Raw genomic sequence first — 12420 nt, 5'->3', positions numbered from 1 at the left:
GGTACTGCACCCGGGAGGGTGTGGGAGAGTAGGTCACCGCCGGACAACCATTAGGTCGAGAGCCTCCAACCACCAGGTTGGAGGCTCTCCCGCTTTAACCACCCAAACGCTGACAGCAGGCCAGCAGCGCGTCCGGAACACCGGGACCCCCGGCAGGAGCCGTCACCCGGCGGCGGCGTCTTCGGTGTGTCTGCGGAAGGCCTAAGAGCGTCTTACTGCGGCGCTGTGAGACTTGCCACCGGAAGCCCGGGTTGGGCCTCTACTGTTAGCCGCCGCCCGGCGGCTCGCCTAGAATTGGATGAGATGTACGGACTTCGAAGCGCTTGATTTCGGGTTGCGTAGAGAACGAAACACGGAACAGAGCGGCTGCGATTGCGCCAGTGGTCAGCTCATAACAGGAGGAATCCAGCATGGCTGAGCACAACGACGGCAACCGTGGCGGCAACGACCGCGGCAACTTCGGCGGCGGACGCAGTTCGGGAGGCGGAGGATTCCGCGGAACGAACAACTCGGGTGGGGAGCCACGCGGTTTCCGGTCCAGGGACGATCGTGGCTCGGAGGGGTCCCGTCCTTCTTCCGGCGATCGTAAGCCTTACGGCGACCGCCCGTCCCGTGAGGGGGACCGTAAGCCGCCGTTCAGCGGTGCCGGTGACCGGGACCGTAAGCCGTTTGGTGACCGTGCCCCGCGTGAAGGTGGCGGGGAGCGCCGCAGCTTCGGTGCCGGTGGCGGGGACCGTAAGCCGCCGTTCAGCGGTGCCGGTGACCGGGACCGTAAGCCTTACGGTGACCGTGCCCCGCGTGAAGGTGGCGGGGAGCGCCGCAGCTTCGGTGCCAGTGGCGGGGACCGTAAGCCGCCGTTCAGCGGTGCCGGCGACCGGGACCGTAAGCCTTATGGTGACCGTGCCCCGCGTGAAGGCGGCGGGGAGCGCCGCAGCTTCGGTGCCGGTGGCGGGGACCGTAAGCCGCCGTTCAGCGGTCCCGGTGGCGGGGACCGTAAGCCGCCGTACAGCGGTGGCGGTGACCGGGACCGTAAGCCTTACGGTGACCGTGCCCCGCGTGAAGGCGGCAGTGAACGCCGCAGCTTCGGTGCCGGTGGCGGAGACCGCAAGCCGCCGTACAGCGGTGGCGGCGACCGGGACCGTAAGCCTTACGGTGACCGTTCCCCGCGTGAAGGCGGCAGTGAACGCCGCAGCTTCGGTGCCGGTGGCGGGGACCGCAAGCCTTTCAGCGGTGGCGACAACCGGAAGCCGTTCGGCAACCGCGAGGACCGTCCGGCAAGGAGCTTCGACCGCGGCGACTCGGGCCCGCGCCAGTTCGGCCGCGACCGCGCGGAAGACCGCCCCGTGCGCGTACCGAACGCCCGCGATCTCCGCAGCGCCAACCGTCCCGACCGTGAGCGTTCACCCCAGATTGACGAGGACGTCACGGGCAAGGAACTCGACCGCGCCACACAGCACCAGATCAAGACGCTGGAAGACAACAGCGCCGAGTGGGTTGCGCGCCACCTGGTCATGGCCGGCCGGCTGGTTGACGAAGAGCCCGAGCTCGCGTTCCAGCATGCCCTCGCGGCCAGCCGTCGCGGCGGCCGCCTCGCGGCAGTCCGGGAAGCCGTCGGCCTCACCGCCTACGCAGCCGGCCACTATGGCGAGGCCCTGCGCGAATTCCGCACCTACCGCAGGATCAGCGGCTCCAACATGCACCTGCCCGTCATGGCCGACTGCGAACGTGGCCTCGGCCGTCCGGACCGCGCCCTTGAAATGGCGCGTTCCGAGGAAGCCAAGGATCTGGACGCCCCCGGCAAGGTCGAGCTGGCCATCGTTGCCGCCGGCGCCCGCACGGACCTCGGGCAGTTCGACGCCGCAGTCTCGGAGCTGGAGATCATCCAACTCGATATCAACCGGGCGTTTTCCTACAGCCCGCGGCTCTTCCGCGCGTACGCGGATGCCCTGACGGCGGCCGGCCGCGCCGGTGAGGCTGAGAAGTGGCAGCGCCAGGCCGTCGTGGCCGAAGACGCGTTGGGCCTTGGCGTGGATGAGGACCCTGACATCATCGACCTGGGCTGGGACGAGGAAGAGGAAGCGCGTGAGGAAGAGCAGCAGCGCCGGCTCGTCGCACAGCAGTCCGCCCAGGTCGCCGCGGAGCAGGCACCGCGTGCCGCATCCGCAGAAGCCGTGGCGGGCCTGCCGGAAACCCCGCCTGCCGGGGACGGACTGAATGCCCTCGAGGAAGGCTCGGACGACGCCGAATCGGAGTACTTTGCGTCTGACGACGCCGAGTCTGACGAAGACTCCGTGGAGCATGACGCCCTGGACCGTTCCGAAGTCCTGGGGACGGATGACTCCCATGACGAGCAGGACGAGCACGCCAACCACCCCGAACACATCGAGGACTAATCCTGTGGACGATTCGGACCTGATCTCGACGTTCGATGCCCTGCTCGCCGATCTCGACGGCGTGGTCTATGCAGGTCCCAACGCCATCCCCGGGGCCGTGGAGTCGCTGCGCCGCCTCGCCGGGATCGGCGTCGGGCTGGGCTACGTGACGAACAATGCGTCCCGGACGCCCGCGGAGGTAGCGCAGCATCTGCGCGAGCTTGGGGCGCCGGCCGAGGACTACCAGGTCATCAGTTCCCCGCAGGCCGCCGGGGAACTGTTGGCCTCCCTGCTGCCTGCCGGCGCGCGCGTACTGATCACTGGCGGGGACGCGCTGGCGCAGGAAATTGAACGTGCCGGATTGGTCCCGGTGCGCAGCGAGGCGGAGAATCCCGTCGCCGTGGTGCAGGGATTCCATCCCGATCTCGGCTGGAAGGACCTTGCGGAGGCGTCGTACGTTGTCGCCGGGGGCGCCCTTTGGGTAGCCACCAATACGGACATGTCCATTCCGCAGGACCGGGGGATCGCTCCCGGCAACGGAACACTCGTAGCGGCCGTTGCCGCGGCGACTGGCCAGACACCGCTCGTCGCAGGCAAGCCCGAGGCGCCGCTGTTCCATGCCGCCGCCAAACGTCTTGCAGCCGACCGGCCGCTCGTCGTAGGCGACCGCCTCGACACCGACATTCTGGGCGGCAACAACGCCGGGTTCGCGACGGTGGCGGTGCTGACCGGCGTCGACACCCGGGAATCCATCCTCGCCGCCCGCACCATGGAGCGGCCCGACTACCTCATCAACGACCTCACGGACCTCTACCGGCCCTACCCTGACGTGGAGGACGACGCCGGGAAGTTCCGTTGCGGCGCCGCCTCCGCCGTCGTGCACGGACCCACAGTGCGCATCAGCGGCGACCCGGGCGACCTCGATTCCTGGCGGGCTGCCTGTTCTGCCTGGTGGGCTGCGAATCCCGAGACCACCAGCGCCCTGGCGCCGGTTGTCGAATGGCTGGATCACTAGACTGGACAGATGACCGAGCTGAACCACGTGCCCGAACCGGAAACGCCCGAACCGGGAATGCCCGAACCGGAAATGCCCGAACCGGAAATACCCGAGGCGGAAGAACCGAAGACGGAACACACGCCGGCCCGGGTCTCCTGGCCGGCGCTTCCAGCGGACATTCCTGCGGAGCAGCCCGGCACCGTCCAGGACCCTGCCATCACGGCGGTGCTCGAACGCCTCGCCACACTGCCAGGGACGCCCGTGTCCGGGCACGGAGAGGTGTATTCCAGGCTGCACGACGAACTGATGGAAGCCCTCAACGAGGACGTGACAGGACATATCAATGCAACCAGGGACTCCTTATCATGAGCAGGCTTGACCAGGTCCTTGTGAGCCGCGGCCTCGCAAGGTCCCGCACCCACGCCGCACGCCTGATCGCCGAAGGCAAAGTCAGCTCCGGCGGCGAAGTGCTGGCCAAGGCCTCCTTCCAGGTTCAGGATGACACAGCCCTGGACGTCGCGGCCACGAGCGAGGACAGCTACGTCAGCCGGGCCGGACACAAGCTGGCCGGCGCGCTGGACGCCTTTCCCGCCGTCGAAGTCCAGGGCAAAAGGTGCCTCGACGCCGGCGCCTCCACTGGCGGCTTCACCGAGGTGCTGCTTCGGCGTGGCGCGTCCCGTGTGGTGGCGGTCGACGTCGGGCATGACCAGCTGGTCCCGGTGATCCGCAACGATCCGCGCGTGGCGGTCCACGAGGGCCTCAACGTCCGCTACATGACGCCGGAGGAGATCGGCGGGCGGGCTGCGCTCACCGTGGCGGACCTGTCCTTCATCTCCCTGACCCTGGTCCTGGCACCCCTCGCTGCCTGCACGGATCCGGGGGGCGACCTGGTCCTGATGGTCAAGCCGCAGTTCGAGATCGGCAAGGATCGGCTGGGCCGCTCCGGGGTGGTTACCTCGGAATGGGAGCGCCGCCTGGCCGTCGGCAAGGTTGCGGCCGAAGCGATGGACTCGGGCCTGGAACTGAGAGGCCTCGCCAGCAGCCCGTTGCCGGGCCAGGACGGAAACGTCGAGTACTTCCTGTGGACAAAGCGGGGTATCGGCACGGACCTACCTAAGATCGAAGAGCGGGACGCAGCCGTTGCTGCGTTACTCGGAACGATCTGGCCCAAGTACTAGAAGCACAGAAGGCGGAAACCGATGAGCAGGCGTGTCCTCATCCTTGCCCACACCGGCCGCGAGGAATCCCTCAAGGCTGCCTGGGATGCGTGCGCCCAATTGCATGCCTCCGGCCTTGTTCCGGTGATGCAGAAAACCGAGCTCGGGGACATGGTGCGCTTCTTCGGGCGCCTGGACCAGCCCGTCGAGGTCCTCCACGACCACGTCAGGCTGCCCGACGTCGAACTCGTCATGGTGCTCGGCGGAGACGGCACCATCCTGCGGGCAGCGGAACTCGTGCGGGAAGTCGACGTGCCCCTGCTGGGCGTCAACCTCGGGCACGTGGGGTTCCTGGCCGAGAGCGAGCGGGCCGATCTCGCCCAGACCGTCGAGTGGATCGCCAGCCGCGAATACACGGTGGAAGAACGCATGACCATCGACGTCCAGGTCTGGGTCCGCGGGCAGAAGATCTGGCACACCTGGGCTCTCAACGAGGCCGCGATCGAAAAGGGCAACCGGGAACGCATGCTCGAGGTGGTCACCGAAGTGGATGAACGGCCACTGACCTCCTTCGGCTGCGACGGCGTCGTTCTCGCCACCCCCACCGGCTCCACTGCCTACGCCTTCTCGGCCGGCGGGCCGGTGGTGTGGCCTGAGGTTGAAGCCCTGCTGATTGTGCCGATCAGCGCCCACGCCCTCTTCGCCAAGCCACTGGTGGTCTCGCCCCGGTCCCGGCTGGCCGTCGAAATCCTGAACCGGACCGACGCCCAGGGCGTCCTGTGGTGCGACGGCCGCCGGTCCGTGGACCTGCCGCCCGGCGCCCGCGTGGAAGTCACCCGGTCAGCCACCCCCGTGCGGCTCGCGCGCACGCACCAGACACCCTTCTCCGGGCGCCTGGTGCGGAAGTTCGAACTCCCCATCCAGGGCTGGCGCGGACCCATGCCGCAGACAGAATCCATCCACACCGGGCCCGTTCCGGTCATCCGGACGCCCCGCCCCATGCCGCCGCTGCCCGCGCCGCGGCACGCAGGACCCGGCCCCGCCCCAGATCCATCGACTGCGGAGTGAACCATGCTTGAAGAACTGAGAATCCGCGACCTCGGCGTCATTACGGACGCCACGCTGCCGCTGGGCCCGGGCCTGAGCGTGGTGACCGGTGAAACCGGTGCAGGCAAGACCATGGTGGTCACCGCCGTCGGTCTCCTGCTCGGCGCCAGATCCGACGCCGGTGCGGTGCGCAGCGGCGCGAAGAGCGCCTCCGCGGAGGCAGTCCTGAAGCTCGACGCCGGGCACGCCGCCGTTGCACGGGCCCGCGAGGCCGGGGCCGACGTCGAGGAGTTCGACGGCGGCGCGGAGCTGTTGCTCGCCCGCAGCGTCGGCGCCGACGGCCGCAGCCGGGCCTACCTCGGCGGCCGCGTAGCACCCGTGGGCGTGCTCGCTGAAATCGGTGCAACCCTCGTGGTGGTCCACGGACAATCCGACCAGATCAGGCTCAAGAGCCCGGTGGCGCAGCGCCGCGCCCTGGACAAGTTTGCAGGGGAAAACCTTGCGGGACCCCTGGCCGCGTACCAGGAGCTGTACGCCCACTGGAATTCGAGCCAGGGCGAACTGGATGCACTCCGCAACGCCGCCCGCGAACGGCTGCGCGAGGCCGAGTCGCTGGAGGCTGCCCTGGCCGAAATCGACGCCGTGGACCCTCAGCCGGGGGAGGACGAGTCGCTCAAGGCCGAGGCCATCAAGCTCGCAAACGTCGAGGAACTGCGGATCGCGGCCACGACGGCGCACCAGGCACTCATCGCCGAAGACTTTGGGGAGGAAGCCGACGCCACGACACTCGTGGACGCCGCCAAGCGCACCCTGGAGCATGTGTCCGAACATGATGGAGAACTCGGATCCGCCGCGGCACGCCTCGCCGAGGTGGGCTTCCTGCTCAATGACATCGCCACGGAGCTTGCCAGCTACCAGGCCGCCCTCGACACAGAGGGTCCCGAGCGGCTTGCTGAAATTGAGGACCGGCGCGCTGCCCTGGCGAAGCTGGTGCGCAAGTACGCGCCGAGCATTGACGAAGTGCTGGTTTGGGCCGAGGAGGCCCGGGCACGGTACGTGGAGCTGCAGGACGACTCCACCCGGATCGAGGCCTTGGACGCCGAGGTCGCGCGTGCCGAGACCGATCTCCGGAAACAGGCCGCGGCCATCAGCAAGGCCCGGAAGAAGGCCGCCAAGGACCTCTCGGCCCGCGTCAGCGCCGAGCTGAAGGCCCTGGCCATGGCGGATGCCACCCTTGTCATCAACGTCGAACCCGGCGGGCAGCTCGGGCCCTTCGGCGCCGACGACATCTCCTTCCTGCTCCAGCCGCACTCCGGCGCCCCGGCGCGACCGCTCGGCAAGGGGGCATCCGGCGGTGAACTTTCCCGCGTGATGCTGGCCATCGAGGTCGTCCTGGCCGCGGTTGACCCTGTCCCGACTTTTGTCTTCGACGAGGTCGACGCCGGCGTCGGCGGCCGTGCCGCCGTCGAGATCGGGCGCAGGCTCGCCATGCTTGCCCGGCACGTCCAGGTGCTCGTCGTGACGCACCTTCCGCAGGTGGCCGCCTTCGCAGACCAGCACATCCGGGTCACCAAGACCTCCGTGCGCGGCTCCGACGGGGCCACGGCAACAGGCTTCACCTCAAGCGACGTGCAGCTGCTGGACGAGGCAGAGCGCGTCCGCGAGCTGGCGCGCATGCTGGCGGGCCAGGAGGATTCGGAATCGGCCCGGGCGCACGCCCAGGAACTTCTCGACGACGCCAAGCTCCTCCCGCAGCGGTCCTGATGCTGGGACAACAATCACATCCGAATGCCGCCGATCGACCCGTGGGCGGCTGAATTGGTGATAGGCTCGAATTCCGTGGTGCAGCGATCAAATTCCCGTGTAAATTCCCGGTTCCCGGGCTCGTCCAAGACGACCAAACACATCTTCGTTACCGGTGGTGTGGCGTCCTCGCTCGGTAAGGGGCTGACGGCTTCGAGCCTCGGTCACCTCCTGCGGGCACGCGGCTTGTCTGTAACAATGCAAAAGCTCGATCCCTATCTGAATGTGGATCCGGGCACGATGAACCCCTTCCAGCACGGTGAAGTCTTCGTGACTGACGACGGCGCCGAGACGGACCTCGACATCGGCCACTACGAGCGCTTCCTTGACGAAAACCTCGAAGGATCGGCCAACGTCACGACCGGCCAGGTCTACTCGACTGTCATCGCGAAGGAACGCCGCGGCGAGTACCTTGGCGACACCGTCCAGGTCATCCCTCACATCACTGATGAAATCAAGCGGCGCATGCGGCTTCCGGCCGAAGGCAAGAATGCGCCGGACGTCATCATCACCGAAATCGGCGGCACCGTGGGCGACATCGAGTCGCAGCCGTTCCTCGAGTCGGCCCGCCAGGTCCGGCAGGACATCGGCCGCGGGAATGTGTTCTTCCTCCATGTGTCCCTCGTGCCGTACATTGGCCCGTCGCAGGAGCTGAAGACCAAGCCGACGCAGCACTCCGTTGCCGCGCTGCGCTCCATCGGCATCCAGCCGGAGGCCATCGTGATCCGCTCGGACCGCGAAGTGCCGCAGCCCATGCGTGACAAGATCGGCCGCATGTGCGACGTCGATATCGACGCCGTCATCGGCTGCCCGGACGCCCCGAGCATCTACGACATCCCCAAGACCCTCCACTCCCAGGGCCTGGATTCGTACATCGTCCGCGCCCTGGACCTTCCGTTCAAAGATGTGGACTGGACCAGCTGGGACAAGCTCCTGGACGCCGTCCACAATCCGAAGCACGAGGTCGAGATCGCACTCGTGGGCAAGTACATCGACCTGCCGGATGCCTACCTGTCCGTCACGGAGGCCCTGCGCGCCGGCGGCTTCGCCAACGACACCAAGGTCAAGATCCGCTGGGTTCCCTCGGACGAATGCGAGACACGCGAAGGTGCCGTGCAGGCCCTTGACGGCGTCGACGCCATCTGCGTTCCCGGCGGGTTCGGCATCCGCGGCCTCGAAGGCAAACTGGGCGCCCTGAAGTATGCCCGCGAAACCAAGCTTCCGGTCCTTGGCCTGTGCCTTGGACTCCAGTGCATGGTGATCGAGTACGCCCGCAACGTGGTCGGCCTCGAAGGCGCTTCCTCATCCGAGTTCGAGCCGGACTCGAAGTACCCCGTCATCGCCACCATGGAAGAGCAACTGGACATCGTTGAGGGCAAGGGCGACCTTGGCGGCACGATGCGCCTGGGCCTGTACGAAGCCAAGCTTGATGAGGGCTCCGTCGTGGCCGAGACCTATGGCACCACCACGGTCAGCGAACGCCACCGGCACCGCTACGAGGTCAACAACAAGTACCGTGCGCAGATCGCCGAGAAGGGCCTGAGGTTCTCCGGAACCTCGCCGGACGGCAAGCTTGTGGAGTACGTCGAACTTCCCCGCGAAGTCCACCCGTACTACGTGGCCACGCAGGCGCACCCCGAGCTGAGCTCGCGGCCTACGCGCCCGCACCCGCTGTTTGCGGGCCTGGTCAAGGCCGCACTGGCGCACCAGCACGATGGCGACGTCCGGCAGGGCGCTTCGGCAAAGGCCGCTCCGGTTGCGGCCGCCAAGCCCTCTCCGGCAGTAGCATCAAAGTAATACCCAACTGAATCAAAGGACGGCGCGATGCCCGGTAAGTCTGAAACCCCCAATGCTGCACGGCAGGTTTCTGATGAACCGAGCCCGCGCCGTCTTTTGTCTTCCCACAAGGTCTATGAAGGCCGGATCTGGGACGTCGTCAGTGACAGTTTCCAGCTCAACGACGACGGCGATGCCCTCGTCCGGGATTACATCGACCACCCCGGTGCGGTAGCTGTCCTTCCCATGAACGACGCCGGGGAGGTGCTGCTGATCAAGCAGTACCGGCACCCTGTCGGAATGGATCTCTGGGAAATCCCGGCCGGCCTGCTCGACGTTGAGGGCGAGGACTTCGTCGTAGGAGCGGCACGCGAACTCGCCGAGGAGGCGGACCTTGTGGCCGGGCAGTGGAACGTGCTGGCCGACTTCTTCAATTCACCCGGTTCCTCCAGTGAAGCCATCCGGATCTACCTGGCCCGCGACATCAGCGACGTGCCTGGACATGAGCTTCACGTCCGCACCGACGAGGAAGCCGAAATCGAGCTGCACTGGATCCCGCTGGACGCGGCCGTCGCGGCAGTACTGGAGGGACGCCTGCACAACCCGTCCGCCGTCGTCGGAGTCCTCGCTGCAGCCGCAGCCCGCGCCGACGGGTTCCAGGGCCTCCGCCCGGCCGACGCGCCGTGGCCTGCCCACCCCAGCCAGCGCTGATGGTCGAACTGGTGGCGACGGGGCCGCCCGCCCCGCAGGCAGACTCCTCCCCGCCAGATTCCGTTCCGCAGCCGGCCGCCGGCGCGCCACCCCGGCCCCTGACCGCGATTGACCGCGCCATGACGGACTATCTGCAGCACATGGGCGTGGAGCGCGGACTGGCGGCCAACACCCTGTCCGCCTACCGGCGGGACCTGGCCCGCTACGCGAAGCACCTTGCGCAGTCGGGACGCGGACGTCCCGCCGAGATCACGCGCCATGATGTGACCGCCTTCGTCCAAGCGCTCTCCGACGGCTCCGACGGCGGATCCGCCCTTGGTATCCGGTCGGCCGCCCGGACAGTGGTGGCCGTCCGCGGCCTCCACAAGTTCTGGGCACTGGAGGGCGTCACCGCCACGGATCCCGCCAGTGATGTCCACCCGCCGATGCCCGGCCAGCGGCTGCCCAAGGCCATCAGCGTGGATGAAGTCACCAGGATCCTCGAGGCAGCCGGAACCGACACGCCTACGGGGCTGCGGGATCGGGCCCTGCTGGAATTCCTGTACTCCACCGGCGCCCGCATCAGCGAAGCCGTGGGTCTCGATGTGGACGACATCTCCCTGCACGGCGAAGAGCAGGCTGAGGCAGACGGCCCGGCGATCGTCCGGCTGTTCGGCAAGGGCTCCAAGGAACGGCTGGTCCCGCTCGGGTCCTTCGGCGCCAGGGCCCTGGATGCCTACCTGGTCCGCGGCCGGCCCCTGCTGGCGGCCAAGGGGAAAGGCACCCCGGCCCTCTTCCTGAACGCCCGGGGCGGACGGATCAGCCGGCAAAGCGCCTGGACCATCCTCAAGGCGGCGGCCGAGAAGGCCAACATCACCAAGGACGTGTCGCCACACACCCTGCGGCACTCCTTCGCCACCCACCTGCTCGAAGGGGGGGCCGACGTCCGCGTGGTCCAGGAACTGCTGGGCCATGCTTCCGTCACCACCACGCAGGTCTACACGCTGGTGACGGCGGATACCCTGCGGGAGATCTACGCCGCCGCGCATCCGAGGGCGCTGGGCTAGACCACCGGCCGTTAGCTTCGCCGGCCTACGTGGAAATGCTGAATGGACGGCTCTGCTTGGTCCTTTGAGATGGGCGACGCCGCCCTTGCGACAACCGATCCAGCCCACCGCCGTCCCGCAGGCCGTCGCCCGCATTCTTCGGCCACAAACCGACCTGGCCCTCCGCATCATTGGACGTGGCGTCGACTATCGCCAAGTCGTGTACCGGCCAGCCGGCCGGACGGCCAATGTCATCAAATTGTCGGTGGCCGGTCATAGTCTGTGAGTGTGAAGAGCGGAGCGGCTTTGAGTGCGGGGAGCAGGGATGCGGTGGCGGCTGTGGCCGCGTCCGCTACTGCGCTGGCGGCTTTCACGGGCGTGGGCGGGGCCGGCGCTGATCCGTCCGGCGCGGATCCGGACCGCTCTGGTCAGCCCGGCGCGGACGGGCTGGGGGACGCGGATCCGTTGCGGGATTTGGCGGATGATTGCCTTGACGGGTTGGCTGAGGTGGCCCGGCTGGAGGCCCGGGCTGCGGCGTTGAAGGTGCGGCTGGCCGCGGAGTATGTGCAGGCGGTCAGGTTGCTGGCGGCTCCGGGGGTGTCCCCGCAGGACCGCGCCGCGTCGGAGATGGCGGTGGTGGCTGAGGTCGCTTGTGTCCTGACCGTCAGCGAACGGACCGCCGGTGCGTTCCTGTCCGAGTCCGAGGCGTTGACGGCGGTGCTGCCGCTGACTCTGGCCGCGCTTGAGGCGGGGACGATTTCCTGGCAGCACGCTAGGATCATCGTCGACGAAACCGGGGGCCTGGACGGGTCCGGGGCGGCGGCGCTGGAGGGGCATTTCCTGGACCCGGACGCAGCGGACGCGGCCCGCGGGTGCGCGGCCGGGGACCTGGCGGCGTCCCGGTTCCGGGCCAAGGCGCGCGCCTGGCGGGAACGCCACCACCGGGAGAGCATCGAGAACCGCCACACCGCGTCCGCTGCGGACCGGCGGGTGGAGTACGTCCCGGACCGGGACGGCATGGCCTGGCTTTCGGCCTATCTCACGGCCGGGACGGCGGCGGGGATCTGGGAACGGTCCACCGCGGCCGCCCGTGCCCTGCAGGGCCCGGGCGAGGCAAGGACCCTCAGCCAGCTCCGCGCCGACATCACCGCCACCTGGCTCCTCACCGGCGGAATGACTGACCGTACCTGCGCCGGGATGGACATCGGAGGGGACTGGTGGGGGGTGTGCCGTCGCCTCGGGCGCAGGTCCTGGTCACCGTCCCGGTCCTGTCCCTGCTGGGCGCCACCGAGGAACCGGCCGTCCTGGACGGGCACGGGCCGATCCCGCCGTCGATGGCGCGCCGCCTGATCGCCGGCGGCGCCGATTCCTTCTACCGGGTCCTGACAGACCCCCGCGACGGGGCGCCGTTGGAAATCGGCCGGACCAGCTACCGGCTTACGAAGGCCCAGCGGCACTGGCTGCGGCTGCGCGACGGCAGGTGCCCGTTCCCGGGCTGCAGCAACCATTCCCTGGATAACGAAGCAGACCAC

Annotated in this window: 9 protein-coding genes and 1 pseudogene; all 10 read left to right on the top strand. The window is 68.3% G+C overall.

Annotation, left to right across the window (positions count from 1 at the left end; all coding sequences use genetic code 11):
- Positions 1-410 precede the first annotated feature (410 nt).
- The gene (locus tag AC1DES_RS18875; protein WP_476897230.1) at positions 411-2393 is read left to right on the top strand and encodes a hypothetical protein; all 1983 of its coding nucleotides are present in this window, start codon (positions 411-413) and stop codon (positions 2391-2393) included.
- 4 nt (positions 2394-2397) lie between these two features.
- Positions 2398-3387: an HAD-IIA family hydrolase gene (locus AC1DES_RS18870; protein WP_476897229.1), complete on the top strand. Its 990-nt coding sequence runs from the start codon at positions 2398-2400 to the stop codon at positions 3385-3387.
- Between the two features lie 9 nt (positions 3388-3396).
- Positions 3397-3738 (top strand): hypothetical protein, encoded by a 342-nt coding sequence (locus tag AC1DES_RS18865; protein ID WP_476897228.1) that lies wholly within the window; start codon positions 3397-3399, stop codon positions 3736-3738.
- Positions 3735-4547 (top strand): TlyA family RNA methyltransferase, encoded by an 813-nt coding sequence (locus AC1DES_RS18860; protein ID WP_476897227.1) that lies wholly within the window; start codon positions 3735-3737, stop codon positions 4545-4547. The genes AC1DES_RS18865 and AC1DES_RS18860 overlap by 4 nt, the downstream gene beginning before the upstream one ends.
- A gap of 21 nt (positions 4548-4568) precedes the next feature.
- Entirely contained in the window at positions 4569-5594 is a 1026-nt protein-coding gene (locus AC1DES_RS18855; RefSeq protein WP_476897226.1) for an NAD kinase, read from the top strand.
- 3 nt (positions 5595-5597) lie between these two features.
- Entirely contained in the window at positions 5598-7337 is a 1740-nt protein-coding gene (recN, locus tag AC1DES_RS18850) for a DNA repair protein RecN (RefSeq protein WP_476897225.1), read from the top strand.
- Positions 7338-7394: 57 nt separating this feature from the next.
- The gene (locus tag AC1DES_RS18845) at positions 7395-9173 is read left to right on the top strand and encodes a CTP synthase (RefSeq protein WP_476897232.1); all 1779 of its coding nucleotides are present in this window, start codon (positions 7395-7397) and stop codon (positions 9171-9173) included.
- 27 nt (positions 9174-9200) lie between these two features.
- Complete coding sequence (locus AC1DES_RS18840) at positions 9201-9863, top strand: NUDIX domain-containing protein (RefSeq protein WP_476897224.1); 663 nt, start codon at positions 9201-9203, stop codon at positions 9861-9863.
- A gap of 119 nt (positions 9864-9982) precedes the next feature.
- Positions 9983-10909, top strand: a complete 927-nt coding sequence (xerD, locus tag AC1DES_RS18835) for a site-specific tyrosine recombinase XerD (RefSeq protein ID WP_476897231.1) — start codon at positions 9983-9985, stop codon at positions 10907-10909.
- 318 nt (positions 10910-11227) lie between these two features.
- Positions 11228-12420, top strand: a pseudogene (locus AC1DES_RS18830) (DUF222 domain-containing protein); the annotation flags it as partial.

Source organism: Arthrobacter sp. 05T442 (assembly GCF_056395945.1).
Note: the sequence above shows the minus strand (reverse complement) of the source record. Positions and strands in the feature narration are given on the sequence as shown.